Annotated in this window: 25 protein-coding genes; 7 read left to right on the top strand and 18 right to left on the bottom strand. The window is 61.0% G+C overall.

Annotation, left to right across the window (positions count from 1 at the left end; genetic code table 11):
* Positions 1–126: 126 nt before the first annotated feature.
* The 4 genes from ACZ5FP_RS03695 (at position 127) to ACZ5FP_RS03680 (ending at position 2,709) form a co-directional block, all read left to right on the top strand.
* Positions 127–582 carry a hypothetical protein gene (locus tag ACZ5FP_RS03695; RefSeq protein WP_464662213.1) on the top strand — a complete coding sequence of 152 codons (456 nt, stop codon included), beginning with the start codon at positions 127–129 and terminating at the stop codon, positions 580–582.
* On the top strand, positions 560–1,492 hold the full coding sequence (locus ACZ5FP_RS03690; RefSeq protein ID WP_464662211.1) for a sterol desaturase family protein: 933 nt from the start codon (positions 560–562) through the stop codon (positions 1,490–1,492). Before ACZ5FP_RS03695 ends, ACZ5FP_RS03690 begins: the two co-directional genes overlap by 23 nt.
* A 30-nt stretch (positions 1,493–1,522) precedes the next feature.
* A complete protein-coding gene (locus ACZ5FP_RS03685; RefSeq protein WP_464662209.1) occupies positions 1,523–2,200 on the top strand; it encodes a lysoplasmalogenase in 678 nt (225 codons plus the stop codon).
* Between the two features lie 83 nt (positions 2,201–2,283).
* On the top strand, positions 2,284–2,709 hold the full coding sequence (locus tag ACZ5FP_RS03680; RefSeq protein WP_288194799.1) for an AprI/Inh family metalloprotease inhibitor: 426 nt from the start codon (positions 2,284–2,286) through the stop codon (positions 2,707–2,709).
* 12 nt (positions 2,710–2,721) lie between these two features.
* Here ACZ5FP_RS03680 and ACZ5FP_RS03675 read toward each other — a convergent pair whose 3' ends face one another.
* A complete protein-coding gene (locus ACZ5FP_RS03675) occupies positions 2,722–3,150 on the bottom strand; it encodes a DUF4864 domain-containing protein (protein ID WP_374042785.1) in 429 nt (142 codons plus the stop codon).
* Positions 3,151–3,414: 264 nt separating this feature from the next.
* Here ACZ5FP_RS03675 and ACZ5FP_RS03670 point away from each other — a divergent pair, with 264 nt between their 5' ends.
* Positions 3,415–4,686, top strand: coding sequence for a multidrug efflux MFS transporter (locus ACZ5FP_RS03670; protein ID WP_464662207.1), 1,272 nt, complete (start codon positions 3,415–3,417; stop codon positions 4,684–4,686).
* Between the two features lie 11 nt (positions 4,687–4,697).
* On the opposite strand, the gene ACZ5FP_RS03665 is transcribed toward ACZ5FP_RS03670, so the two are convergent.
* From ACZ5FP_RS03665 to argH, 5 genes are all read right to left on the bottom strand, one after another.
* Positions 4,698–5,171 carry a GNAT family N-acetyltransferase gene (locus ACZ5FP_RS03665; RefSeq protein ID WP_346307625.1) on the bottom strand — a complete coding sequence of 158 codons (474 nt, stop codon included), beginning with the start codon at positions 5,169–5,171 and terminating at the stop codon, positions 4,698–4,700.
* 79 nt (positions 5,172–5,250) lie between these two features.
* Complete coding sequence (locus ACZ5FP_RS03660) at positions 5,251–6,072, bottom strand: ABC transporter substrate-binding protein (protein WP_464663163.1); 822 nt, start codon at positions 6,070–6,072, stop codon at positions 5,251–5,253.
* A 59-nt stretch (positions 6,073–6,131) separates the two neighbouring features.
* Positions 6,132–6,896, bottom strand: coding sequence for an amino acid ABC transporter ATP-binding protein (locus ACZ5FP_RS03655; RefSeq protein ID WP_464662205.1), 765 nt, complete (start codon positions 6,894–6,896; stop codon positions 6,132–6,134).
* A 2-nt stretch (positions 6,897–6,898) separates the two neighbouring features.
* Complete coding sequence (locus ACZ5FP_RS03650) at positions 6,899–7,798, bottom strand: amino acid ABC transporter permease (RefSeq protein WP_464662203.1); 900 nt, start codon at positions 7,796–7,798, stop codon at positions 6,899–6,901.
* 5 nt (positions 7,799–7,803) lie between these two features.
* Positions 7,804–9,243: an argininosuccinate lyase gene (gene argH / locus ACZ5FP_RS03645; RefSeq protein WP_464662202.1), complete on the bottom strand. Its 1,440-nt coding sequence runs from the start codon at positions 9,241–9,243 to the stop codon at positions 7,804–7,806.
* A gap of 130 nt (positions 9,244–9,373) precedes the next feature.
* On the opposite strand from argH, the gene ACZ5FP_RS03640 reads away from it, so the two are divergent.
* Together ACZ5FP_RS03640 and ACZ5FP_RS03635 are read left to right on the top strand one after the other, a co-directional pair.
* On the top strand, positions 9,374–10,282 hold the full coding sequence (locus tag ACZ5FP_RS03640; protein ID WP_464662201.1) for a LysR substrate-binding domain-containing protein: 909 nt from the start codon (positions 9,374–9,376) through the stop codon (positions 10,280–10,282).
* Positions 10,283–10,440: 158 nt separating this feature from the next.
* Positions 10,441–10,698 carry a DUF982 domain-containing protein gene (locus ACZ5FP_RS03635; RefSeq protein WP_464662199.1) on the top strand — a complete coding sequence of 86 codons (258 nt, stop codon included), beginning with the start codon at positions 10,441–10,443 and terminating at the stop codon, positions 10,696–10,698.
* 54 nt (positions 10,699–10,752) lie between these two features.
* Here the strand turns inward: ACZ5FP_RS03635 and ACZ5FP_RS03630 are convergent, their stop codons facing one another.
* The 12 genes from ACZ5FP_RS03630 to ACZ5FP_RS03575 form a co-directional block, all read right to left on the bottom strand.
* Positions 10,753–12,408 (bottom strand): GMC family oxidoreductase, encoded by a 1,656-nt coding sequence (locus tag ACZ5FP_RS03630; RefSeq protein WP_464662197.1) that lies wholly within the window; start codon positions 12,406–12,408, stop codon positions 10,753–10,755.
* 18 nt (positions 12,409–12,426) lie between these two features.
* Positions 12,427–13,203 (bottom strand): 3-ketoacyl-ACP reductase, encoded by a 777-nt coding sequence (locus ACZ5FP_RS03625; protein ID WP_464663162.1) that lies wholly within the window; start codon positions 13,201–13,203, stop codon positions 12,427–12,429.
* Positions 13,203–14,726 carry a GMC oxidoreductase gene (locus ACZ5FP_RS03620; RefSeq protein ID WP_464662195.1) on the bottom strand — a complete coding sequence of 508 codons (1,524 nt, stop codon included), beginning with the start codon at positions 14,724–14,726 and terminating at the stop codon, positions 13,203–13,205. The genes ACZ5FP_RS03625 and ACZ5FP_RS03620 overlap by 1 nt, the downstream gene beginning before the upstream one ends.
* Before the next feature lie 13 nt (positions 14,727–14,739).
* Positions 14,740–15,858 (bottom strand): ABC transporter ATP-binding protein, encoded by a 1,119-nt coding sequence (locus tag ACZ5FP_RS03615; RefSeq protein ID WP_223612345.1) that lies wholly within the window; start codon positions 15,856–15,858, stop codon positions 14,740–14,742.
* A 4-nt stretch (positions 15,859–15,862) separates the two neighbouring features.
* Entirely contained in the window at positions 15,863–16,744 is an 882-nt protein-coding gene (locus tag ACZ5FP_RS03610; RefSeq protein WP_464662193.1) for a carbohydrate ABC transporter permease, read from the bottom strand.
* Entirely contained in the window at positions 16,741–17,619 is an 879-nt protein-coding gene (locus tag ACZ5FP_RS03605) for a carbohydrate ABC transporter permease (RefSeq protein ID WP_105733954.1), read from the bottom strand. The genes ACZ5FP_RS03610 and ACZ5FP_RS03605 overlap by 4 nt, the downstream gene beginning before the upstream one ends.
* Before the next feature lie 94 nt (positions 17,620–17,713).
* Entirely contained in the window at positions 17,714–18,961 is a 1,248-nt protein-coding gene (locus tag ACZ5FP_RS03600; protein ID WP_346304993.1) for an ABC transporter substrate-binding protein, read from the bottom strand.
* A gap of 107 nt (positions 18,962–19,068) precedes the next feature.
* Positions 19,069–20,577 carry an aldehyde dehydrogenase family protein gene (locus ACZ5FP_RS03595; RefSeq protein WP_464662190.1) on the bottom strand — a complete coding sequence of 503 codons (1,509 nt, stop codon included), beginning with the start codon at positions 20,575–20,577 and terminating at the stop codon, positions 19,069–19,071.
* A complete protein-coding gene (locus ACZ5FP_RS03590) occupies positions 20,577–21,356 on the bottom strand; it encodes an enoyl-CoA hydratase/isomerase family protein (protein WP_223612349.1) in 780 nt (259 codons plus the stop codon). The genes ACZ5FP_RS03595 and ACZ5FP_RS03590 overlap by 1 nt, the downstream gene beginning before the upstream one ends.
* The gene (locus ACZ5FP_RS03585; protein WP_464662188.1) at positions 21,349–22,950 is read right to left on the bottom strand and encodes an acyl CoA:acetate/3-ketoacid CoA transferase; all 1,602 of its coding nucleotides are present in this window, start codon (positions 22,948–22,950) and stop codon (positions 21,349–21,351) included. The genes ACZ5FP_RS03590 and ACZ5FP_RS03585 overlap by 8 nt, the downstream gene beginning before the upstream one ends.
* Positions 22,951–22,967: 17 nt before the next feature.
* Positions 22,968–23,969 (bottom strand): Gfo/Idh/MocA family protein, encoded by a 1,002-nt coding sequence (locus tag ACZ5FP_RS03580; protein ID WP_464662186.1) that lies wholly within the window; start codon positions 23,967–23,969, stop codon positions 22,968–22,970.
* Entirely contained in the window at positions 23,966–25,009 is a 1,044-nt protein-coding gene (locus ACZ5FP_RS03575; RefSeq protein WP_464662184.1) for a LacI family DNA-binding transcriptional regulator, read from the bottom strand. The genes ACZ5FP_RS03580 and ACZ5FP_RS03575 overlap by 4 nt, the downstream gene beginning before the upstream one ends.
* Between the last annotated feature and the right edge of the window lie 241 nt (positions 25,010–25,250).

Below are 25,250 nucleotides of genomic sequence, written 5' to 3'. Positions count from 1 at the left end.
GCACGCGAAACCTCTGTGATTGTGCATTGATCCGCACTGTGGAAAACTATTTGCGGGAGAACGGGACGGTCCCACGATTCGGCACAGGGGCCGGAGCGACGGGCCGGCATCATGGGGAGGTGTGCATTGCTCGGCTTGCCAGCACTGATCGGCATGATTGTTGTCGGTATTTCAGTCGGCGTCCTTGCCGTGCACCTGGCTGGCGGCAGCGCGCGGCCGCAGCTCGCCGATGATGACGAGACCCGATCGATCTTCCTTGCCGATTTCCCCGAAAGCCGTATCGGGCCGATTGTCTACACGCACGACCGGCGGACGGCGTTTTTCGAACTCCCCACGCACTGCACCGGCATTGTGCATGGCATCGGCAACAAGTTCCTGACGCGTTGTATTTCCGCGCCCGATGTTGCAGGCGCAGAACCGGCGGGCGATCGCGCGCTCAACGTGCGCTGGCACGACATCACATGGCCGCGCCAGACATTTTCATTTGCCAGCGAAACAGAGAGACGTATCGTCCAGGCCTGGCTTCAGGCTCCAGCGATGTCTGCCGAAGGGATCACCCATGAACGCGCCCATGTTCTTTGACGTCACGAAACTGGCCGTCCCGTTCTATATCCTCGCCATCCTCATTGAACTTGCGGCCATCCGCTACTGGCACCGCAAAGGCGACTTCGAGACGCGCGATACACTGACCAGCCTGCTGATGGGCACGGGCAATGTCGCCGCCGGGCTGCTTCTGGGTTTCGTTTCGGTGACAGCCCTGATGTGGGTCTGGCAGTTCCGCCTGTTCGATCTCGGCCTGCACTGGTGGGTGTTCATCGCGGCGTTCGTTTTCGACGATCTGCGCTATTACTGCTATCACCGTATTGCCCACCGCGTGCGCTGGGTCTGGGCGGAGCATGTCAACCATCACTCCAGCCAGCATTACAACCTTTCCACGGCCCTGCGCCAATCCTGGACCGGTCAGATAACCGGCATGTTCATTCTGCAGGTGCCGATGGTGCTGCTCGGGTTCCACCCCGCCGTGATCGCCTTTGTCTACGGGTTCAACCTCGTCTACCAGTTCTGGATTCACACCGAAGCCATCGGCAAGATGTGGCGCCCGTTCGAATTCATCTTCAACACCCCGTCGCATCACCGCGTGCATCACGCCACCAACCCGCGTTATCTCGATGCCAATTTTGCCGGCACGCTGATCATCTGGGACCGCATGTTCGGGACATTCGTCGAAGAGCTGGATGAGGATGTCCCGCGCTATGGGATCGTCCGGAATATCGGCACATTCAACCCGGTGCGCGTGGCCTTCCACGAATGGGCCGGCATGCTCAAGGATGTTTTCTCGCCGGGCCTGACCTTGCGCGAGCGGCTGCTCTATATGGCCGCCCCGCCGGGCTGGAGCCATGACGGCAGCCGCAGAACCTCGGAAGACCTGAAAGCGGATTATGTCAGGCTGCATCCCGGGGAAGCGGGCAAGGCCGGACTGCCAAAACTGTGACACGGCACTGAAACCTTGCGGGGGACGGCAATGACACCCAAGACACAACCGGCCATCCGGCCGGCGCTGCACAGGCTGTTCGCGATTGCGGCGGTGGCAGCCATTGCCAGCGCGCTGCTCGGCACGGACGGGCGCTGGCTGCACTACATCAGCAAGCCGCTGGCGACGGCGCTGCTGCTGCTCCTGGTCGTGCAGACGGCCAACCCGGTTTCAAAGCGCTATCAATGGGCGATTGCCGCGGGCCTGGTCTTTTCGCTGTGCGGCGATATTTTCCTGATGCTGCCGCAGGATTTGTTCGTCGCCGGGCTGATCTGTTTTCTCATCACGCACTGCGCCTATCTCATCGCGCTGACAGGCGATGTCCGCCTTGGCGCCGTGCCCCTCACCTTCGCCGCCTGCGCCCTCTTGGCGCTGGCAATCGTCTGGGGCCTGTGGTCAAGCCTGCCTGCGGAACTGAAGCTTCCTGTCACGGTTTATGCGGCGGTTCTGGCCGCGATGGGCGCCCAGGCCATCAGCCGGGCCCAACGTCTTGCAACGTCCCCTGCCCGGCTGGCGGGCATGGGCGGCATGCTGTTTCTGGCCAGCGACACGCTGCTGGCCTATGGGAAATTCCGCTTCGCCATGCCGCTTGGCCCCCTCTGGGTGCTGGGAACCTATTATGCAGCGCAATGGTTCATTGCGCGGTCGGTCGCATCATCCGGTCAGTGAAACTCCACCGTTTCTCCCGATCAACGCATTGGCGGTTTTCCGGCGGGAGAATTGCGGGTAGATTTACCGATAGACAGGAAACAGTGACAGGTCTGATCATCATGCGGAACACGGTTGCCTCGCTTTTTCTCATGGCCATCCTGCCGGTAACGGCGGCACTGGCTGAAGATCTCAAACCGATGGATATGGATGCCGTCGATCCCGACCTGCTCGAAAGCTTTTTTGGCCCATGGCAAATTCGCGACGAAGGCGGCAACAGGCTGTGCAAGGTGACGCTCAAACGGGACGAGACCATTGGCGGCTCGCAGATCGATATTGATCCGGCCTGCGTCAAGGCGTTTCCCGTCATGGGCGACATCACCGCCTGGCGGCTGAAGGAAAACTGGACCATCGAACTCGTCGACGCGACGCGCAAGACGCGCATCACCTTCGAGACACCGGACGAGACCTACATTGCGCAGCCGCAGACGGACGGCATATTCACCATCGAGCAACTGGCTGGCGAATGAGCGGCCGGCCGCTCAGATTTCGGGTCCGGGCGCGGCCTGCATCATGCGGACGGCATTGATCTTCCAGCTGCCGTCGGGCTGTTTCGTCAACTGGTACAGCGCCGTCCAGTCCTTGCCGTCGGGACCGCGGATGACGACTTCCTGCACGATCTCGCTATCCGACACCTTGCTGCGGCCGAAGGCAAAATTGCCCGGCCGGTATACGGGCTGGTAGGCCCGCTTGACCATCTCGAAAAACATGTCCTGATTGACGAACTTGCCCTGAATGGCCGGCGAGGCGAAGGAATAGGCGGTTGCCGCATCGTCACTGAGAAAGGCGGCGATCTGCTTCCTGATGATCGACTGTCCCGTATCCAGCGGTTCATCGGCCATCGCCGCGCCCGGCATGGCGATCAACAGGAACAGGCCGAAAATGATATAAGCGGGAAATGTCTTCATCATGCCGTCTCCTTGCATCTGCCGGGACAACCAGCCGACAGGATAAACCTCTTGCGGATGAAGTCCATTGTCCGGTTCTTCCGCTGCAATACGTGGCGGTCAGGGTGATGGATCACTTTGCTGCGAATCCCGGCGATTGCGACTTGTTGCCACTTCAAGCCGGTCGGACGATTGCTATTGGCTGGCTGCGGTGAAACAGTGCGAACGAGTTCGGTGCTCGAAAGAGTGAGAGGCACGGCAGCCCCCCTGCCGCGAAAACATGTTTCCATGAATACACCTGATCAACAGCATGGCACGGGCGGTACAACCGTGACCGCTGCGCCCGCTCCGGCCATTGCCGGTGAATCCGAGACTGAATCGCGCTATTGGCGCCAGAACCTTGTCGTCTGCCTCATCGGATCGTTCACGACGATCGTGGCCATGACGCTGCTTCTGCCCTTCCTGCCGCTCTATGTCGAACAGCTGGGCGTCAAGGAACACGCGGCAATCGTGCAATGGTCAGGCGTGGCCTATGGCGCCACCTTTTTCACCGCGGCCCTCGTCGCACCGCTCTGGGGGCGGCTCGCCGATCTCTATGGCCGCAAGCTGATGCTCATCCGCGCGAGCCTCGGCATGGCCGTCGCCATGTCGCTGATCGGCATGGCGACGGACGTGTGGCAGCTCGTGGCGCTGCGCCTTGCTGCCGGACTGCTCGGCGGCTATGCCTCCGGTTCCACCGTGCTGGTGGCGACCCAGACGCCGAAGGCACGCACCGGCTGGGCGCTCGGCACCCTGTCGTCGGGCATCATGGCGGGCAATCTGGTGGGCCCGCTCATCGGCGGCGGCCTGCCGCCCCTGATCGGCATCCGCCAGACGTTCTGGCTGGCGGGCGGCGTGATTTTCCTGACCTTCATCGCCACCAGTCTTTTCATCAAGGAGGAGCGGCGCCCGCCGAAGAGCAAGGGCGCCAAGGTGACGGGCGGCTGGTCGGCGATTCCCGACAAGCGCCCCATCATCGCCATGCTGGCGACCGGTCTGCTGCTGATGCTGGCCAACATGTCGATCGAACCGATCATCACGGTCTATGTGGCGCAGCTGGTCACCGATGCCAGCAAGGTGACGATTGTTTCCGGCGTCGTCATGTCGGCGGCGGCGCTCGGCAGCATCCTGTCGGCGTCACGGCTGGGCAAGCTGGCCGACCGCGTCGGCCATTGGAACGTGATCATTGCCGCCCTCGCCGTATCGGCTTTGCTGCTGATACCCCAGGCTTTCGTGACCGAGGGCTGGCAGCTGATCGGACTGCGGTTCCTGATGGGGCTGGCGCTTGGCGGGCTGCTGCCCTGCATCACCAGCGTCATCCGGCACAACGTTCCGGACCGGGTCGCAGGCGGCATCCTGGGCTATTCGACATCATCGCAATATGCCGGACAGGTCGTCGGCCCCCTGGCGGGCGGCTTCATCGGCGGGCATTTCGGCATGCGCGCCGTGTTTCTGGCAACCTGCGTGCTGCTGGCCCTCGGTTCGGCCTATTGCTGGCTGGCGCGGCCGCGGCAGTCTTAGTAAGCAAACACTTACGCGTTACCGGCTTTCGCGGCGGCGGCGGCAAGCGCCTCGCCATCCATCCGGTAAAAAAGCTTGTCCGGCAGCGGAGACGCGCTGAAACCATTGTAGAAGGCCAGGACCTTCGGATTATTGCGGTCGGCGGTCCAGTCGACGCGCTTGTAACCCCGCTCCAGCGCCAGTTTGGCCAGTGCATGCATCAGCGAGGTCCCGGCTCCGCTGCTGCGATGCGCCTTTGAAACGAAGAGCTCCTTGAGAAACAGGCCGGATTGCAGACCCGGCCCCGGATAGATCGACGAGAACGCGGCAAAGCCAACGAGCTCATCCGTGCCGGCGACCAGGATTTCCGTCCCATCGGGCATATCGCGCAATCCGCGCAGTATTTCCGCGCGCGGCGGACAGGGCACGTTGTAATGGGCCTGCATTTCCTCAAACAGGGCCGCAAGCTGCGGGTGATCCGACGGATTGGACAAACTGACTTTCATCAATCCCGCATTCCTTTCCATGCAAAGGCGGCTCCAGCAAATACCGGAACCGCCTCTTTCGTCTCTTCGGCCTTACGCCCTATTCGCCAGCATTGATGGTAACGGGCGCCAGCTTGTTGGCCTTCAAACCATACTTTTCCAAAAGTGCATCATAGGTACCATTCGCCTGCAGTTTTTCAAGCGCCACTTTCACCGCATCGCGCAATTGGGTCTCGCTTTTCAGGACCGGAATGCCGGCCAGCGACTGGCTGAATGCCTCGCCGAGCGTAACGTAAGTATCGGGTTCCAGCTTCTGGTTGTAGGGAAGGGTTTCATTGCCCTGGGCCGCTGCCTGAAGACGCTGGCTCTTGATCTGCGTGCGGGCATCGGCGGACCCTTCCGTGCCCATGACATTGATCGCAGGCTTGCCCTTGGCGACGCAGTTGGCTTCGCTCCAGGCGGTGATCTGCGCGGGCCAATCCGTCGAGCGGCTGGCGCCCACCGACTTGCCGCAAAGATCGTCCACCGACTTGATTTCGCCGGCCAGGGCCTTGGATGTGTAGAACTGCGCACCCGACTTCATGTAATCGACGAAGTCCGCCGTTTCCTGGCGGGCCTTCTTGTCGCTCATGCCGGCCATCGCCAGATCGACGCGGCCTGTCTGCAGGGACGGCAGCATCTGGGCAAACGCGATTTCCTGCCATTCGACTTTCAGACCAAGTTCCTTGCCGATGGCTTCACCAAGCTCGATGTCAAAACCCTGCAGCACATTGGTGGCCGGGTCCTTGTAGGTGATCGGCGGATAGTTCGGCATGGTCGCGATAACAAGTTTACCGGCATCCTTGATGCGAGCCGGAAGGTCCTGTGCCATGGCAGAAAAGCTGAATGCCAGCGCTCCACCGAGAATTGCAAGCCGTGTCATGGTTTTCATGTCTGGTTCCTCTCTGGCCGGTTCTTCCGGCCTGTTGATTTCAGTTCGGTTCAGGACAACACCGCTGCGATGAAGTCCTGTGTGCGTTTTTCTTTCGGGCTGCTGAGGATGTCGTGCGGGGTTCCGGTCTCGACAATCCGGCCGCGGTCCATGAACACCACCCGGTGCGCAACCTCGCGGGCGAAACCCAGTTCATGCGTGACCACGATCATCGTCATGCCACTGGTGGCGAGATCGCGCATGACACTCAGCACGTCGCCAACCAGTTCCGGATCGAGTGCCGATGTCGGCTCGTCGAACAGCATCAGTTTGGGCTGCATGGCGAGGGCGCGGGCAATGGCGATGCGCTGCTGCTGCCCGCCGGAAAGCTCGCTGGGATAGGCATCCTTCTTGTCGGCCAGACCGACCCGTTCGAGCAAAGCCATGGCTTCCGGGATGACGCTGCCTTTCGCACGCTTCTGGACGATAACCGGCCCTTCGACGATGTTTTCCAGCACCGTCATATGCGCGAAAAGGTTGAACCGCTGGAACACCATGCCGCTTGCCAGGCGCTGGCGCGAAATCTCCGCATCGGTCAGTTCATAGAGCTTGTTGCCCTCCTGGCGAAAGCCGACCAGTTCGTCGTCGACCCAGATGGCGCCGGAGTCGATGCGCTCCAGCTGGTTGACACAGCGCAGGAGCGTGCTTTTGCCGGAGCCCGAAGGCCCGATGATACACAGGACTTCGCCGTGACTGATTTCAAGCGACACGTTCTGCAACGCGTGAAACGGCCCGAAATACTTGTTGACGTCTACCGCTACGACCATGGCTGACATGTTCAGACTCCTTCCGCTGCGGCAGGTTCGGTGCGCTTGCCGGTCCGGCGCCCCAGGCTTTTCGAATAGTGCTTCTCGAGGAGATGCTGGCCGATGGAAAGAATGGTCACAACCGCCAGATACCAGATGGCCGAAACGATCAGCAGTTCCATGACGCGGTTGTTGGCGTAGTACACGGCCTGTGCGTTGCGCAGGATTTCCGCGTACTGGATGACGCTGGCAACCGAGGTCAGCTTGACCATGCTGATCACTTCATTGCCGACAGGCGGAATGATCACGCGCATGGCCTGCGGCAGCACGATACGGCGCAGCATGGTCAGCCGTGTCATGCCGATGACCTTGGCGGCTTCGATCTGGCCGTTGTCGACGGACAGGATGCCGCCGCGCACGACCTCGGCGGTGTAGGCCCCCTGATTGATGCCAAGGCCGAGCAGCGTGGCCATGAACGGCGTCATGAAATCGACGGTGCGCATTTCAAACAGGCCGGGAATGCCGAGTGTCGGAAAGATCAGGGCGAGATTGAACCAGAGCAGCAGCTGCAGCAGCAGCGGCGTTCCCCGGAAAAACCAGATGTAGAAAACCGCCACATATTTCAGCACCGGATTGGGCGACATGATCATGATGGCAAAGACGACACCGAGCAGCAGGCCGAGGGCCATGGCACAGATCGTCATCAGGATGGTGTTCCACAGACCGGCGAGAATGGCCGGTGCGGTGAAGAACTGGCCGACCACCGGCCAGGCAATCTGGCCCTGGGCAAAGGCCTTGACGATCATGGCCAGTGCCAGAATGATCAGGGCGGCGGCCAGCCAGCGGCCATAGTGGCGCCGGGGCTGGTGCTTCAGGTGCGCAATGGAATATTTGGCAGGCGGGACGGAAACCGTGTGTTCGATATTGGCCATCGTACTCATCCTTTCAAAGCCGCTGTCGGGCTCGCATAGGAGGATAGCCACTCCCGCTGCGATTCCAACACGGTTTTGAGCCTGACGATCTGCTCGCGAACCCGGTCCGGAGCCGTTCCGCCATAGCCCTTGCGCGCGTCGACAGCCGCCTGCGGCGACAGGCTTGACCGGATCGACGGCAGCAGCCTGACATCGACGGCGGCAAGGTCATCGTCGCTCACATCCTCAAGGCCGATGTTCCTGTCTTCACAGTAACGCACCAGCGCGCCCGTGATTTCATGCGCCTCGGAGAAGGGCACGCCTGTCTTGGCCAGCCAGTCGGCAACTTCCGTTGCCAATGTGAAGCCATCGACCGACTGCCTGCGCATGATATCGGTGTTGACGCGCATTGTCCGGATCAGGCCGGCCATGGCAGGCACGACGAGCGTCAGGGCATCGATCGTATCGAAGGCGGCATGCTTGTCCTCGGCAAGGTCACGGTTATAGGCGAAAGGCAGCCCCTTGAGGGCGACGAGCATCGTCGTCAGGCTGCCGATCAGCCGGGAAGCACGGCCCCGCGTCAGTTCGGCGATATCGCAGTTCTTCTTCTGCGGCATGATCGACGAGCCGGTGGCATAGCCATCATCCATGTCGATCCAGCGGAACTGGCGCGAGGACCACAGGAAAAGCTCCTCGGCAAGACGCGACAGGTGCACGCCGAACATGGCCGTGACAAAGAGGAATTCCGCCACATGGTCGCGGCTGCCCACCGCATCGATGGAGTTTTCGCACGGCGCGTCATAGCCAAGCTCGTGCGCCGATAGCTCCGGCTGCACGGCGATGCTTGAACCAGCCATGGCAGCCGCTCCGAGCGGCGAGCGTGCGGCGCGCCTGTCCCAATCGCGCAGCCGGTCAAGATCGCGGGCAAAGGTCTGGGCATGGGCCAGCAGCTGATGGGCAAAGCTGATGGGCTGGGCCGGCTGCAAATGGGTGAAACCCGCGGTGAGCGTCGTCACGTGGGCTTCCGCCTGGCCGGTCAGCGCCTGCTGCAGGAGAAGAATATCCGCGCCGAGCCCGCGCGCCACGTCGCGCAGATAGAGCTTCAGGTCGTTGGCGGCCTGATCATTGCGGGAACGGCCCGCCCGCAGCTTGCCGCCGAGCGCGCCGATGCGTTCGCCCAGAACCCGCTCCAGGAATGTATGAATGTCCTCATCGGCGGCGGATGGCTCGATCGCGCCGGCCGCATAGTCGGCGCCGATGCCCTTGATCGCCGCGAAAACCGTTTCCGCTTCGGCCTCGGTCAAAATCCCGGCGCGCACCAGTTCCCGCGCATGGGACAGCGACGAGGTCAGGTCATACGGGACAAGCCGGAAATAGCTGCTTTCCGAACGGGAAAGCGCTGTCAGCTCAGGTGACGGACTCGTCCTGAAACGCGCCCCCCACAAACGGACGGACTGCTCGGTCATGGCATTTATTCCCCTTTTTCTCGTTGTTGGAAGCTTATGGTTGTGTTTTTGACACGACAAACGAAATGAATTCGCATATCCATTCCAAAAAGGAATACCCTCTGTTCCGAAGAACCAGCGAGGCGAAGCGATGGTATCCGGCCGGATATATCCGTCTACACGGGCATTGCAGGTCATTGCGGCGATTGCCGAACATGGCAGCACGACGGCCTGCGCCAAGGCATTGAACATGACGCAGAGTGCCGTCAGCAAGCAATTGCTGGCACTGGAAGCACTGGCCGGCGTTCCGCTGTTTGTCCGCACGCCCTACGGCCTCTCGACCACGGAAGCAGGCAGGATTTATGTGGTCGAAGCCCGCATCGCGCTTGGCGCCATGGAGAATGCGGCCTTGCGGGTTGCCGCATTGGGATCGTCGCCCAATGCCATCAAGCTGCACATCCTGCCGATCATGGGCGACCGCTGGCTGATCCCGCGCTTTGCCAGCTTCGCCGAAGCGCATCCGGACATCAATGTCGAACTGTCGACCTTTGCCAATAACGATCTGATCAACCAGGCGGATGCCGCGTTTCGTTTCGGCGAAGGCGATTGGCCCGATCAGGACAACCACTACCTCTTTGGCCGCGAGGTGGCGCTTGTCGGTGCGCCGCACTTCATTGCCCGGCTTGGCGGCATCCGGCATCCCGGCGACATCGGCGCGTTTCCGCTGCTCCACCACAAGTACACGCCCCTGCGCTGGGAAGAGTTTGCCGAAGCGCAGCGCATCACCGATTTCGCGCCGGACCGTATTACACATTTCGGCTTCTATGCGCTGGTCATCCGGGCGGCGATTGCCGGGCAGGGGCTGGCACTGGTGCCGCGCGGCCTGATCGCCGACGAGCTGGCCAGCGGCAAGCTCGTCAATCCGCAAGGCTTCGGGTTCGTCAGCCGCCACGCCTATTGGCTGACCTGTCCGCAGGACCGTCCGCAACGGCCGGCCATGCGCATATTCCTTGACTGGCTGCTCCGGGAAGTCAGTTCCATGCCGTCCGACATGCGGTGAACCGGCCGATCAAACCTGCGTGTTTTCAGGGCCCAACCCATTCAAAAATATTTAATCAACTTGTCATGGAACCGGACGGACTCCCGACGCATTTCCTCGTCTAGTCTGGCACTGCCAAACAGCATGCCATGCTCATCAGAATACTCAGGGAGGAAGTGATGAACGACAAGCGTTTTCCCATACCGGTCATGGTGAAACTGGACGCTACGGGCCAAAGGGCCATCACCAGTGTCTGGGAGGCGATGGAGTGCCTGCAGCGCTACTGGCCGTCGAAGACCGGCGCGAGCTATCGCCGCGCATTGCAGGCCTGTCTCGATGCCCTGGACGGGTGGAAACCCGCCCACAAGGCGCGCCACGCCTTTATCAGCGCCGCGCGCGATGCCGGGGTGTTTCTCGACACGAGACTGCGTCAGTAACCGGAGCGGGCAACGCCGGGCCCCATATGCTCCGGCGGCGCTCCATCTCCGATATCAGCGAATATCCGCCCGCGCCCGCGGGCGTTTTTCATTCAGCTCATGGCTGAACACAGCGGGCGGCAGCGGCGCAAGCTTGCGGATGATATCGGCGCCCTTTTCGCCCATCATGATGGTCGGTGCATTGGTGTTGCACGAGGGAACCCGCGGCATGACGGAACTGTCGCAGACGCGCAGCCCCTCCAGCCCATGCACCTTCAGGTCGAGGCCGACAACAGCCATGGAATCGGTGCCCATCCTGCAGGTGCCGACCGGATGATGATCGGTCTTGGCATTGGCGCAGCCATAATCGAACAATTCCTCGTCCGAATTGTATTTCGGCCCCGGCAGGCGTTCCGCCATGACGAAGGGCTTCAGTGCCGCCTGGTTCATGATTTCGCGGGCAAGTTTCAATCCTTCGATCGACATCTTGCGGTCGTGCGGATCGCTCCAGTAGTTGGGATCGATCAGCGGCGCGGCCATTGGATCGGCCGATTGCAGCCGCACCGTGCCGCGCGACCGCGGATGCAGATAGGCCGAATTCAGGGTGACACCGGCATTCTTCAGCCGTTCGACACCCGCCTCGATGCCCGACCCCAGCCCGAGATGGAACTGGATATCCGGCGAACGGGCGTCGGGATCGGCGTACCAGAAACCGCCTGTTTCAAACAGGCTGGACGCGACGGGACCGGAGCGGAACAGCACATATTGCAGCCCCGCCCACAGGGTGCGGTGCAGCTTGGCGACACCGTCATAGGTGTGATCGCCGGTGCATTCGGAAATCACGAACAGATCCAGATGATCCTGCATGTTCTCGCCGACACCGGGCAGGTTGTGCACGACGGGAACGCCGGTTTTCCGCAGGTGATCCGCCGCGCCGATGCCCGACTGCAGCAGCAGTTTCGGCGAACCGATGGCGCCGGAACTGACCAGCACTTCCCGCTCGGCGCGGATGATTTCGCGGGCATTGCCATTGGCGATTTCAACACCGACGGCCCGGCCGTTCTCCACCACGATTTTTGTCACCTGCGCGCCCATGCGGACCGTCAGGTTCCTGCGGTTCCTGATCGGCGCGAGATAGGCCATCGAGGCCGATGAGCGGCGGCGATCGCGCTGGGTCAGCTGGTAGAAACCGACACCGGCCTGCTGCCTGCCGTTGAAATCATGATTGTAGGGAATGCCGAGTTCCTGCCCGGCCCGGATATAGGCATCGCAGATCGGCAGTGTCGCCACCGGCATGGAAACACCCAGCGGCCCGCCATAGGAATGGTAGTCATCGGCAAAGCGCTGATTGTCTTCGGCACGCTTGAAGTAAGGCAGCACGTCGCGGTAGCTCCAACCGGCACAGCCATCTTCCGAGGACCACAGGTCGTAATCGGTTGCATTGCCGCGCGTATAAAGCTGTGCGTTGATGCTGGAGCCGCCACCGATGACCTTGGCCTGCGTGTAGCGCAGCACGCGGTTCTTCATGTGCTTCTGCGGCACGGTCGACCAGCCCCAGCTGGCGACACCCTTGGTCATCTTGGCAAAGCCGGCCGGCATATGGAACAGCGGATTCCAGTCGCCGCCGCCGGCCTCGAGCAGCAGGACCTTTACATCGGGGTCCTCGCTGAGGCGATTGGCAAGCACACACCCCGCAGGGCCGGCACCGGTGATGATGTAATCGTAAGTCATGTCAGTGTCCGTCTGTGACTAGAGCCGGTTGATTGATAAGGCGCCATCCGCGTTGATGATCGAGCCGGTGGCAAAGTTGAAATCGCCGCCGGCCAGCGCCGCAACGATGCGGCCGAGATCATCCGGCTCGCCCCAGCGCTTCATCGGCACGAGTCCTTCGGCGATGCGTTTGTCATACTTGGCTGCGGCAACGGCCGTCATGTCGGAGCGGATGATGCCGGGACGCACGTCGAAAACGCTGATCCCCTCTTCCGCAAGCCGCACGGCCAGCCCTTGCGTGAACGACGCCAGTGCCGCCTTGGTCATGCAGTAATCGAGACGTTCCGGCGAGGTCAACTCCGCGGAAACCGATGTGATGTTGACGATCGTACGGGCGGCCCGGCCATCGGTGCGGCCAAGCATGGCCCGCAGCACCGCCTGGGTGAAGAACACGGTTCCCCGCACATTGATATCAAAGATCACATTGTAGTTTGCCGGCTCAAGATCGAGGAAATCACCGCGCACTTTCGAGCCGATGCCGGCATTGTTCACGAGACAGTCAATCCGGCCGAATGCTGCCATGACGGCGCCGACGGTTTGCGCGTGATTGGAAAGATCAGCCAGATCCGCCTCGATAAACCGTACTTTTGCGCCGAGTGATTCCAGTGCTGAAACAGCGGCATCAGCCGCTTCATCCCGCACGAGGTCGGTGATCGCCAGATCAAATCCCCTGGCGGCGAGCGCCGTGGCAATACCAAGGCCGATGCCGCGCCGGGCGCCGGTAATCAGGGCGACGGGTTTGGGCTGGATACTCATCATGCAAGCTCCCCGGCAATGATGTGATCGGCGACGCGCAGCGCCTGTGCGGCGATGGTCAGCGCCGGGTTGACCGCCGCTGACGTCGGCAGGAAGGCGGCATCGACGACAAACAGGTTGGGATGGTCGAAGGCGCGGCAATGGACATCCAGCGGCGCCTGCGCCGGGTCGGTGCCCATCCGCACGGTGCCGCATTGATGCGACGGGGTCTTGCGGTCAAAAGCCTTGGACAGAACGAGGGGAAATCCGGCGGCCCGCAACACCGACTTGATCCTGGCGACCAGTTTCTGATGTGCCGGCCAGTTGCTGCGCACCCATTCGAGAATGATCCTGTCGCCATCGACGCGAACGCGGCTTTCCGGCTTCGGCACATCCTCACTCATGGCAAGGAAATCCACCGTATGATTGCAGAACCGGTCGAGCACCCATTCGGGCACGAGCTTCAAGTCCGACTTCAGCACGGGGCCGCTGATCCGTCCGAGCAATTGCACATTGCCGAGCGGTGCGCCGCCCTCGCCGTCGGACAGGTAGAAATCATTGAAGCCGAACGTCTTCTGATAGATGGAATCATTGCGGAAGCGCGGATCGAACCCGATGACCGCCGACAGGTTGTGATTCATGAAGTTGCGGCCGACCTGATCGGAGCGGTTGGCAAGACCGGCGGGATTGCGGCTGTCAGCCGACCGCAACAGAAGCACGGCGGATTGAACGGCGCCTGCGGAGAGGATCACCAGCTTTGGCCTGACAACCGAGACTGTTCCGTCTTTCACGTAGTGAACAGCGGCAATCGATTTTCCGTCTGCGGCTGTCTCAAGTCGTGTGACGCGCGAATTGGTCTGCAGGCGGATATTGCCGTGCTTCAATGCCTGGGCAAGGGCGGTGGTTTCCGCATCCATCTTGCCGTTGAAGCTGTTGGGGTGTGCATCCCAGGGCGTCCTGCCGTGGGACATCCATGTATCGATATCGATACCGAGCGGCAGGGAAAACGGATGGACACCGGCAACACGCAGCCGCCTGCGCAGGACACCGATGGGTTCCTCGTCGGGCACGGGGGGAAAGCCGTAGGGCGTCGAATGATGCGGTTCCGTCGGGTCTTCGCCTTGGCTTCCGCGCACCTGATAGAGCGCCTCCGCCTTGCCGTACCACGGCTCCAGCTCGTCATAGGCAAACGGCCAGGCGGGTGAGACCCCCTCGAGATGCTGCATCTCGGCAAAGTCCTCGGCGCGGTAACGCGTCAGCACCGCGCCATAGAACTTCGAATTGCCGCCGACATTGTAGTAATTGCCGGGATTGAACGCTTTGCCGTCCGCATCGTACCAGCTTTCATCCGGGCGGAAGAAACCCTTCTGGAAGATCGCGCGCGGGTCGCGGTTCTCCGGACGGTCGGGCAAATGATCGCCCGCCTCCAGGATCAGGATGTCTGCTCCTGATGTCGCCAGACCGGCGGCAATAGTCGACCCGCCAATCCCCGAACCGATGATGACGATATCGGGGGATTGGCTTCGTTGCGATGCGGCGTTCATGACATCGTGATCGTCAGGCGCCGATACGCAGCTGCGATTGCGGATCGAAGAACACGGCCTTGTCGAGATTGAACGCCAGCTGCGTCTTCTGCCCCGGCAGGATCTGGGCGTCGGCACGCAGGCGCGCCACCACTTCCTTGCTGCCAAGCCTGGTCACGGCGAAGGTATCGGACCCCGCCGGTTCGACCACGTCGATCAGACACTCGCCTTCCACCAGCGAACTGGCATTGCGATCTGCCCCATCCGGATCGGTCAGGGCTTCCGGACGGATGCCGAAAATCACATCCTTGCCGGAATGCCCCACCAGCGCACTGTTGGTCTTCTTGATCGGCAACCGCAACGGCGAGGAATCGGGCCGGTCGAGCACGACGCTCAAATCCGAAGCACCGCCCTCGATTTTCGCCTTGAGCAGGTTCATGGCAGGCGAGCCCATGAAGTCGGCGACGAAGAGGTTGGTCGGATTGTTGTAGATTTCCGCCGGGGTGCCGAATTGCTGCAGGATGCCGTCCTTGAGCACGGCGATCTTGGTGGCCAGCGTCATCGCCTCGATCTGGTCGTGCGTCACATAGACGATCGTGGTTTTCATCCGCTGATGCAGGCGCTTGATCTCGGTGCGCATGTCGACGCGCAGCTTGGCATCGAGATTGGACAGCGGCTCATCGAACAGGAACACCTGCGGATTGCGCACGAGCGCCCGGCCCATGGCAACACGCTGGCGCTGGCCGCCGGACAGCTGGCTCGGCTTGCGGTCGAGCAGATGGCCGATCTGCAGCATGTCGGCAACCTGCTTGATGGCCTTCTCACGCTCGTCTTTCGGCACGCCGCGGATTTCCATGCCGAAGGCGATGTTTCCGCCAACGGTCATGTTCGGATAAAGCGCATAGGACTGGAACACCATGGCGATATCGCGCTTGGACGGATGCAGGCCGCTGATCGACTTGCCCTTGATCGAAATGTCGCCGGAGCTGATCGGTTCGAGCCCAGCAATGGTGTTGAGCAGGGTGGACTTGCCGCAGCCGGAAGGGCCGACGAGGACGAGAAAGCCACCCTCGTCGATCTCGATATTGATGTCCTTCAAGATCGGGACATTGCCATAGGATTTATGCAGGTTCTTGATCTGGAGAAATGACATTGGGTTATCCCTTCACGGCGCCGGACATAAGTCCACGGACGAAGTAGCGCCCGGAAACGATGTAGACGATAAGAGTTGGCAGTGCGGCGAGGATCGCGCCGGCGAAATGCACGTTGTATTCCTTCACGCCCGTCGACGAGTTGACGAGATTGTTGAGCGCGACCGTCATCGGCGTGCTGCTGAACCCGGAGAACGAGGCGCCGAACAGGAAGTCGTTCCAGATATTGGTGAACTGCCAGATGACGGACACCACGATGATCGGACCCGACGACGGCAGCAGGATGCGCCAGAAAATCTGGAAGAAGCTGGCACCGTCGATCTGCGCAGCGCGGACCAGTTCCGTCGGGAATGCTTCGTAGTAGTTGCGGAAATACAGCGTGGTGAAACCGAGACCGTAGATCACGTGCACGAAAATCAGGCCTTGAATGGTGCCGGCCATTCCGAGGGCGCCGAGAACCCGCGCCATGGGTATGAGGACGATCTGGAACGGAATGAAGCAGCCGAGCAGCAGCATGCCGAACATGACGTTCGAGCCGCGGAACCGCCACTTTGTCAGCACATAGCCGTTCAGCGCGCCCAGCACCGTTGAAATCGCCACGGCCGGGATGACCATGATGATCGAGTTGATGAAGTAAGGCTTCAAACCTGTCGGCTGCACGCCGATCTGGGCCGTGGACCAGGCCGCAAGCCAGGGCTCGATGGTCCATTCATGCGGCGGCGACAGCATGCCACCCTGACGGATTTCATCGAGGGTTTTTAGCGAATTCACCACCATGACGTAGAGCGGCAAAAGGTAGTAAAAGGCGAAGACCAGCAGAGCGATATAGATAAGAATGCGGGTCAGCTTGCCGCTGGAGATGGCATTGTCCGGACTCGGAGCACTCATTTGCTGCCTCCCCTGACTTCAGAATAGAGATAGGGAATGATGATCGCGAAAATGGTGATCAGCATGATGATGGCCGAGGACGCGCCGATGCCCATGGAATTGCGTGTAAACGTATAGGAATACATGAAGGTCGCGGGCAGTTCGGTTGCCTGTCCGGGGCCGCCGCCGGTCAGCGCGATCACCAGGTCATACGCCTTGATGGCGAGATGGGCGAGCACGACAAAGGCCGACAGGAAAACCGGACGCATGAGCGGGATGATGATGCGGCGATAGATCATGGCGGTGGACGCGCCATCGATCTGTGCCGCCTTGATGATCTCGTTGTCGACGCCGCGCAGTCCGGCAAGGAACATGGCCATGACGAAGCCGGAGGATTGCCAGACGGCAGCGATCACCACCGTATAGATCGCCATCTTGGAATCCTTGATCCAGTTGAAGGCGAAACTGGTCCAGCCCCACTGGTGCATGGTGTTCTCAAGGCCGATGCCGGGATCGAGGAACCATTTCCAGGCAACACCTGTCACGATGAACGACAGCGCCATGGGATAGAGGTAGATCGGCCGCAAGAAACCTTCGATGCGGATCTTCTGATCCAGCAGGATGGCAAGGCCAAGCCCGATGACGGTGCAGATGATGATATAGAGCGAGGCAAAAATACCCAGATTGGTGATGGCCCGCCACCAATGCGGCAGAGCCCACAATTTGCGGTAATTCTCCAGTCCGACAAAACCAAAGGACGGCAGCATCTTGCTGTCGGTGAACGACAGGACGCCCGTATAGATGATAAAGCCATAGACGAAGATCAGGACAATCAGAAAACTCGGCCCCAACACCAGTTTGGGTATCAAGTCCTGTATGCGGCTGCGGGTATCCATAGCCTCACCCCTTCAACTCTTAAGTTCTTGTCATTGCCGTGCTTGTTCACGGGAACCTGTCCGGGGCTTTGCGCCCCGGACAGAAGGAGCGCGCTTACTTGGCAGCGTCCACGGCGGAAACGAGTTCCTTGACCGCTGCGTCTGATGTCAGGTCACCGTTGAATTCGCGGGTAACCACGTCATAGATCGCATTCTTGATGGCGGCCGGAACCGCATAGCCATGGGCCATGGAACCGTAGAGCGTGCCGGCCTTGTTGGCTTCAGCTAGGTCCTTGATCGCCTTCTTGCCGCAGGCATCGAAGGCTGCATCGGACACATCGGTACGCGCCGGAGCTGAACCCTTCACGACGTTGAAAGCGGACTGGAAGGTCGGGCTCTCGATCGACGACGCCATGACGAGCTGCGACTTGTGCTCAGCATCGCTCTTCTTGAAGAACAGGAACTGGTCGGAGTTGAATGTGACCGAACCCTGGGTGCCGGGGAAGCGCATGCAAACGAAATCCTTGCCTGGCTCCTTCTTGGCCTTGACGAACTCGCCCTTGGCCCAATCGCCCATGAACTGCACGCCGGCCTTGCCTTCGATAACCATGGTGGAGGCAAGGTTCCAGTCGCGACCGGAGAAGTTGTCATCCACATAGGAGCGCAGCTTGGTCATGCGGTCAAACGCTTCCTTCATCTTCGCGCCGCCCAAAGCCTTGGGATCGAGATCGATGAAAGCCGCCTTGTAGAAGTCATTGCCGAGCGACAGCACGACCGCGTCGAAAATCGTCGCGTCCTGCCATGGCTGACCGCCGTGGGCGATCGGCGTGATGCCCTGCTTCTTGAAGTTGTCGAGAAGGGCAATCAGTTCATCCCAGTTCTTGGGTTCCTTGCCGCCAGCCTTGTCGAGTGCAGCCTTGTTGATCCACATCCAGTTGGTGGAGTGGACGTTGACCGGTGCGGCGATCCAGTGACCGTCATATTTGGAGAAGTTCTGCAGCGCGCCGGGAATAACGTCGGCCCACTTTTCCTTCGATGCGACATCGTCAAGGTTGGCAAGAACGCCCTGCTTGGCCCAGTCGGTGATGTCGAAGCCCAAGGCCTGTACGGCTGTCGGAGGGTTGCCGCCGGTGACACGGGCGCGCAGAACGGTCATGGCTTCCGTACCGCCACCACCGGCAACAGGCATGTCGGACCAGGTGATGCCCTTCTTTTCCAGATCCTTCTTCAGGACTTCCAGCGCTGTCGCCTCACCGCCGGATGTCCACCAATGCAGGACTTCGACGTTTTCGGCAGCGCGGGCCATCGTGGCCGTGCCGAGCAGCATGGCTGCCGCAGCAACCGTATTCATCAACTTATTCATTTCATTCCTCCCAAGGAAAAAAAGATAAAATTCCCACTACCCTAGACCTCAGTTATCCCTCAGCCTGCCCCATTCATACAATAAGCCGAATGGCGAATACAATCGATTTAATTCGACGCCCAAAGTAATATCCTCCGCCCCATATGCATGTTCAGGGTCTTGGTCTCGGTGTAGTCCTCGACCGCATGACGGCCCAGTTCACGACCAAGGCCAGACTGGCGATAACCGCCGAACGGCAGCTCCGCTGCGCCATCCATGAACGTGTTCATCCAGATGGTTCCGGCACGTACCCGGCGGCCTACCGTCAGGCACGTATCGAAATCGCGGCTCCATACGCCTGCCGACAGGCCGTAGTCGATGGAATTGGCAATCCGGATGGCGTCTTCCATCGTTTCGAATGTTAGCACGGAAAGCACAGGACCAAACACTTCTTCACGCGCGACGGCCATATCCGGCTGCACCGCCGAAAGAATGGTCGGGTTCATATACTGCCCAAGGCCGAGATCCAGCGGCGTACCGCCATGGGAAACGGCAGCGCCCGCCGATGCGGCATTGCGCACATAGGTGTCGATCTTGGCCAGATGTTCCGGCGTGATGATCGCGCCGACCTTGGTCTGCGGATCAAGCGGATCGCCAACGCGGACCTTGGCCGACAGCGCGGCAACACGCTGCGTGACCTCATCGGCAATATCCCGATGAACGATCAGGCGTGAGCCGGCATTGCAGCATTCGCCCGCATTGAAATAGGCGCCGAATACCGCCGCATCGATGAAATCATCGAGATTGGCATCGGGGAAAACGATCTGCGGGTTTTTGCCGCCAAGCTCCAGCGAGACCTTTTTCAGCGTCTGGGCGGCATTGGCCATCGTCAGCTTGCCGACAAGGGTCGAGCCTGTGAACGAGACCATATCGACATCCGGATGGGTGGTCATCGGCGCGCCGACCTCGGCGCCCGTACCGGCAAGGATGTTGACGACGCCGGCGGGAACACCGGCTTCCATCAGGATTTCACCGAGAACGAGCGTCGACCCCGAGGTCAGTTCGGACGGCTTGACAACGGCCGTGCAGCCGGCAGCCAGGGCAAAGGGCAGTTTCTGGCTGACGATAAGGAAGGGGAAATTCCACGGCGTGATGATGGAGATGACACCGATCGCCTCACGCAGGACCACACCCAGCGTGCCGTCACCCAGCGTGTTGTAGCTTTCACCATGCAGATCGCGGCCGAGCGCGGCGGCATAGCGCCAGATGTCGACCGCGCCGCCCAGTTCGCCCTTGGCCTGCGAAATTGGTTTGCCGGATTCAATGCAGTCGAGATAGGCAAGTTCGTCGGAACGTGCCGCAATCAGATCTGCCGCCTTGAGCAGGATATTCGAGCGTTCGGCGCCGGTCATGCGCGACCATGGACCGTTATCGAAGGCATTGCGGGCGGCACGGATGGCGCGCTCCGCATCGGCTTTCGTGCCCGCCTGATAGCGCGAGACCACGACACCGTGGCCGGGGCTCTTGCGCTCGATCACGCCACCCTCTGCACCATCGGTCCATTTGCCGTCGATCAGCATCTGGAATTCGCGCACCTTGAAATTGTCGAGCGCTTGTGGCCGCATCAGAACCGTCATTACCATTCTCCCTTGAACACGGGCTCACGCTTTTCGGCAAAGGCCGAAACACCTTCTTTCAGGTCCGCTGTTTTGGCAACGAGGATCGAGCCGAGGGCTTCGACCGCCGTGCCATTGTCTTCGCCGTTAGCCGACGCAATCATCAGTTTCGCCACTTCCACCGCAGCCGGTCCGCGCCTCGCGATCCGCTCGGCATAGGCCTGCGCGGCGGTGACGGCGGCACCGGTTTCCACCACGTGGTCGACGATCCCGAGCGCGGCCGCTTCGGTCGCGCTGAAGATTTCGCCGCCCAAAGCCATGCGGCGGACAGCCTGTGCCCCAAACCGGCGGACAAGCCGCTGCGTTCCCGACCAGCCCGGCACCATGCCGAGGCCCGTCTCCGGCAGGCCGATGCGGATATGCGTTTCGGCAATGCGAATATCGGCAGCAGCGGCAAGCTCCAGCCCGCCGCCCAGCGCATGACCGTTGAGCGCGGCAATCAATGGCACGCGCAACGTCGCCAGACGCTCGAAGACGCGATGCCCGAAGCGAACCCAGGCGTGACCGAATTCATTCGGCGTCATCGCCGCCCAGGCCTTGATGTCGCCGCCTGCGGAAAAGGCCTTGCCGGCACCGGTCAGGATGGCGACGCGAATATCGGCATTGGCCTCCAATTCGTCGCACGCGGCTGAAAGCTCCTTCAGCATGGCAATATCGAAAGCGTTGAGTTTTTCCGGGCGCGACACGGTGATGGTTGCGACAGGACCGTTGAAGTCAACCGTGATGCGGGGCTCAGCCATGGAGCGTCCTTTCCGGTTTCTGCGGCAGCTTCAGCCCGAAAGGCCCTTCGGCGAAGAGCTCTGCCGCCATCAGTTTCAGATCGCCGGCAACGATGAGCGGGAATTCCGACTGATCGAGAATCTGGGTCTGGAGATCGACACCCGGCGCAATCTCGGTCAGCACGATGCCTTCCGGGCGCAAGACCATGACGCAGCGCTCGGTGACATAGGTGATGTCCTGCCCCTGCTCCACGGCACGGCGGCCGGAAAAGGTGACGTGCTCGACTTCGTTGACCAGTTTCTTCAGCTTGCCTTCCTTCTCGATGACCAGCCTGCCATCGGCCACATGCACCTTCGCGCCGGCATTGAACATGCCGGAGAAGACGATCTTGCGGGCCCGCGCGGTGATATCGACGAAACCACCGGCACCGGCCGTCACATGCGGGCGGAAGCTGAGCTTGGACACGTTGACCGAGCCGGATTTGTCGATCTCGAGGAAGGACAACAGCGAGGCATCAAAACCCGCACCCTGGAAATAGGTGAACTGGTGCGGAGACGGCACGAAGGCTTCGGCGTTGGAGGCGCAGCCAAAGGCAAAATCGAGAAGCGGGATACCGCCGACCGGCCCCTGCTCGATCACCCATGTCACCGCGCCATGCAGGCCCTCTTCGAGCAGGATGCGCGGGACATTGGCAGAGATGCCGAAACCGAGATTGACGGCGCTGCCTGCCTCAAGCTCCGTCGCGACACGACGGGCAATCACCTTCTGGATGTTGAAATCCGGCAGGGCGAAATCGTCGAGCGGATGGAAGATTTCACCTGAGATAGCCGGATCGTAGACGGTCTGTGTTGTCTGCTTCTGGTCGGGGTCGACGACGACATAATCAACGAGAATGCCGGGAACGCGCACGTCATGCGGTTTGAGCGAACCGCTCTTGGTGATGCGCTTGACCTGCGCAATGACGATGCCGCCATTGTTGCGCACGGCTAGAGCCTGATCGAAGCCGCCGAGATATGCGCCCTCATGCTCATAGGTCAGATTACCGCGCTCATCCGCCGTGGTGGCGCGGATGATGGCGACCTGCGGGATAACGGGTTTGAAGAACAGCCACTCTTCGCCCTCAAACTCGATCTTGCGGACCACCGGCTCGCGGGCGGCCGAAGCATTCATGGCGCAGCCCTGGCGGTCCGGGTCAACGAATGTATCGAGCCCGACCTTGGTCAGGACGCCCGGACGCTTGGCCGCCGCCTCGCGGTGCATGTCGAACAGGATGCCGGAAGGAATATTGTAGGCAGCCACCTCGTCATTGCCGATCATCTGCCAGATCAGCGGCGGTTCGGCGGTCGAAGGCCCGGAAGGGTAGGAGCCGCCGAGAATGCGCTTGAGCAGCCCCTTCCTGGCGATGTAATCGATGCCTTTGATGCCGCTCATGTCACCCGCCGCAATGGGATGCAGCGTGGTCAGATCGCGCGGATGGCCCGTCGCATCGAAACGCGCGCCGATGGCTTTCAGCATCAGATCGGGGCAGCCAAGGCCGCTCGACGACGAGACCGAAACGATCGCTGCGTCGGGGATGAGGTTTGCCGCCTCTTCAGGGGTTATGTGCTTGCTCATGCTTGACGTCGTTCTCTTCAAAGACCTGGATTGATTGTCTGCACGCTGCCGGTGCGGGCGGCCTCGGTGACCGCAAGACCGGCGGCAAGCGACCAGACACCGTCTTCACCCGTTGCCGGAGGCTGCCCCTTGCCGAGGATGGCGGCATGGAATTTGGCAATGCCCGTTTCGTAGAGGTTCCGGTGGTTGAGCTTGAGCTCGGTTTCACCCTCGGCATTGCGCAGGGTGACGGTGCCGACCGGCTTCTGCGTCATGACATTGCGGCCGACCAGCGAACCTTCGGAGCCATGCACCTCGAAGCCGGTTTCGGCATATTTGGTGGTGAAGCCATCATGGAACTGGGCAATCAGGCCCGACTTGAAGCGCAGCACGCCCATGACGCCATCGGCAAGGCCTGCGTTGCCAAGGCCGCCGATCTGGCTGGCGGCAACCGCCTCGACAGGATCGTCGCCCAGCACATAGCGCAGTGTATCCGTGTCATGCACGGTGATATCCAGAATGACGCCGCCGCCGGCTTCCGGCTTGTCGAGCCGCCAGCCCTGCAGGTGCGGCGGCAGATAGACCGCGTGAAAAACCCGGGCGGCAAGCGGCGTGCCGATCCGGCCGGCAGCAATGGCGTCGCGCATGGCGGTGTGGCTCGCGGCATTGCGCAGATGATGATTGGTGCCAAGCACCACACCGGCCGCGCGGCAGGCGTCAACCATGGCCCGCGCATCCGCAAGGCTCATGGCCAGCGGCTTTTCGCACAGCACATGCTTTCCCGCAGCCGCGGCCGCGAGCACCTGATCCCTGTGCAGCTCATTGGTCGTCGAGATGTAGACCGCATCGACATCCTGATCGCCGACCAGCGCATCGAGCGTGGTCACAGATTTGGCAATGCCGTGATCGGTAGCATATTTCCGGCCACGCTCGGCACTGGTGCTCATGACGGAAACGATCTCGCCGCCTTCGGCGCGGATCGCATCGATCACCCATTCGTGCGCAATCGTGCTTGCTCCGATCAATCCCCACCGCGTCATGCCATTTCCTCCAGATGATTGTTCCTGATCGGCGCACCGCAGCTTTGCCGCACCACAAGGCGCACGGACGTCACCAGCGATTCCTGTTCATTGCCGCCGGCATTGATCTGCTTGAGCAGGAGCTGGGCCGCACGCTGGCCCATGCCCTGCGGGTCGACCGAAACGGTTGTCAGCGCCGGGACGGCCGTCTTGGCCTCGATCACGTCGTCGAAACCGATCACGCCAAAACCCTTGCCGGGCTCGATGCCGACGGCCCGCAAACCATCGCAGACACCGAAGGCCACCGCATCGTTGAGGCACAGCGCCGCCGTTGCCCGATCGGGATGGAGCATCATGCGCTCGACAGCGGCAACACCACCGGCGCGGGACGGCGCGGAATGGATGATCAGCGCCTCATCGACGGCAATGCCCGCTTCCTGCAGGGCATCGCGATAACCGCGCAGCCGCTCGGCAAAAACCGCGGTATCGAGAAAGCCGCCCATGAAGCCGATGCGCGTGTGGCCAAGGGCAACCAGATGACGCACGGCGGCCTTCGCGCCGGTATAATTGTCGGAAAGCAGGGTGGAGACCTTGGCACCCGGCAGATTGCGCACCACGACCACCACCGGAATACCGCTGTCGATCAACGGCTTGATATCCGCCGCCTCGGTGCCGCGCGCCGGCGACAGGATCATCCCGGCGATGCCGTTTTCCCGCATGGACGCGATGACTTCGCGCTGGCGGTCGACGCTCTCGCCGCTATGGGCAAGGAATTGCACGTAGCCTGCCGACTGAACGACCATATCCATACCGACGGCGAGTTCGGCGAAGAAGCTGTTGGTGAGATCATTGACCACGATGCCGACGATTTTCGAGCGTGCCTGGCGCAGGTTGGCCGCACCGCGATTATAGACATAGCCGAGATCGGCGATGACGCTGTTGACCTTCTCACGGGTCTTTTCATTGACCAGGGGACTGCCCTGCAGAACCAGCGACACGGTGGATTTCGACACGCCCGCGGCATGCGCAATATCCACAACGGTTGTCCGGCTTCGGCTCACGGTCTTCCTCCCAGTCAGACGATGGATATAATTGGAACGTTCCAAATATGTCAAGCAGGAAAAATCAAGGACTATCACGATACATCGTCACGACAGCACAGAAAACCGTGATTTACGGTGATTTCCTGCTCATTTTAACTTTCTCAGCCGGCGACCTTTCATTTTTCGGCTGCACAAAGGTCCGGATTTTTTCCTCTTGTTTTTTGGAACGTTCCAAATTACAAAACCCCTCATACGACCG

It is taken from the genome of Phyllobacterium sp. T2-21 (assembly GCF_055378485.1).
The sequence above is the reverse complement of the archived record's forward strand: the minus strand, read 5'-3'. Positions and strand labels throughout refer to the sequence as shown.

What these genes read in the sequence shown, in the direction of transcription:
- ACZ5FP_RS03685 (WP_464662209.1), top strand. Translation starts at nt 1,523, where the DNA reads ATGACACCCAAGACACAACCGGCCATCCGGCCGGCGCTGCACAGGCTG.
- ACZ5FP_RS03670 (WP_464662207.1), top strand. Translation starts at nt 3,415, where the DNA reads ATGAATACACCTGATCAACAGCATGGCACGGGCGGTACAACCGTGACC.
- ACZ5FP_RS03615 (WP_223612345.1), bottom strand. Translation starts at nt 15,858, where the DNA reads ATGTCATTTCTCCAGATCAAGAACCTGCATAAATCCTATGGCAATGTC.
- ACZ5FP_RS03635 (WP_464662199.1), top strand. Translation starts at nt 10,441, where the DNA reads ATGAACGACAAGCGTTTTCCCATACCGGTCATGGTGAAACTGGACGCT.
- ACZ5FP_RS03610 (WP_464662193.1), bottom strand. Translation starts at nt 16,744, where the DNA reads ATGAGTGCTCCGAGTCCGGACAATGCCATCTCCAGCGGCAAGCTGACC.
- ACZ5FP_RS03630 (WP_464662197.1), bottom strand. Translation starts at nt 12,408, where the DNA reads ATGACTTACGATTACATCATCACCGGTGCCGGCCCTGCGGGGTGTGTG.
- ACZ5FP_RS03595 (WP_464662190.1), bottom strand. Translation starts at nt 20,577, where the DNA reads ATGACGGTTCTGATGCGGCCACAAGCGCTCGACAATTTCAAGGTGCGC.
- ACZ5FP_RS03625 (WP_464663162.1), bottom strand. Translation starts at nt 13,203, where the DNA reads ATGAGTATCCAGCCCAAACCCGTCGCCCTGATTACCGGCGCCCGGCGC.
- ACZ5FP_RS03665 (WP_346307625.1), bottom strand. Translation starts at nt 5,171, where the DNA reads ATGAAAGTCAGTTTGTCCAATCCGTCGGATCACCCGCAGCTTGCGGCC.
- ACZ5FP_RS03605 (WP_105733954.1), bottom strand. Translation starts at nt 17,619, where the DNA reads ATGGATACCCGCAGCCGCATACAGGACTTGATACCCAAACTGGTGTTG.
- ACZ5FP_RS03640 (WP_464662201.1), top strand. Translation starts at nt 9,374, where the DNA reads ATGGTATCCGGCCGGATATATCCGTCTACACGGGCATTGCAGGTCATT.
- ACZ5FP_RS03620 (WP_464662195.1), bottom strand. Translation starts at nt 14,726, where the DNA reads ATGAACGCCGCATCGCAACGAAGCCAATCCCCCGATATCGTCATCATC.
- ACZ5FP_RS03650 (WP_464662203.1), bottom strand. Translation starts at nt 7,798, where the DNA reads ATGGCCAATATCGAACACACGGTTTCCGTCCCGCCTGCCAAATATTCC.
- ACZ5FP_RS03580 (WP_464662186.1), bottom strand. Translation starts at nt 23,969, where the DNA reads ATGACGCGGTGGGGATTGATCGGAGCAAGCACGATTGCGCACGAATGG.
- ACZ5FP_RS03660 (WP_464663163.1), bottom strand. Translation starts at nt 6,072, where the DNA reads ATGACACGGCTTGCAATTCTCGGTGGAGCGCTGGCATTCAGCTTTTCT.
- ACZ5FP_RS03600 (WP_346304993.1), bottom strand. Translation starts at nt 18,961, where the DNA reads ATGAATAAGTTGATGAATACGGTTGCTGCGGCAGCCATGCTGCTCGGC.
- ACZ5FP_RS03675 (WP_374042785.1), bottom strand. Translation starts at nt 3,150, where the DNA reads ATGATGAAGACATTTCCCGCTTATATCATTTTCGGCCTGTTCCTGTTG.
- ACZ5FP_RS03655 (WP_464662205.1), bottom strand. Translation starts at nt 6,896, where the DNA reads ATGTCAGCCATGGTCGTAGCGGTAGACGTCAACAAGTATTTCGGGCCG.
- ACZ5FP_RS03690 (WP_464662211.1), top strand. Translation starts at nt 560, where the DNA reads ATGAACGCGCCCATGTTCTTTGACGTCACGAAACTGGCCGTCCCGTTC.
- argH (WP_464662202.1), bottom strand. Translation starts at nt 9,243, where the DNA reads ATGACCGAGCAGTCCGTCCGTTTGTGGGGGGCGCGTTTCAGGACGAGT.
- ACZ5FP_RS03590 (WP_223612349.1), bottom strand. Translation starts at nt 21,356, where the DNA reads ATGGCTGAGCCCCGCATCACGGTTGACTTCAACGGTCCTGTCGCAACC.
- ACZ5FP_RS03585 (WP_464662188.1), bottom strand. Translation starts at nt 22,950, where the DNA reads ATGAGCAAGCACATAACCCCTGAAGAGGCGGCAAACCTCATCCCCGAC.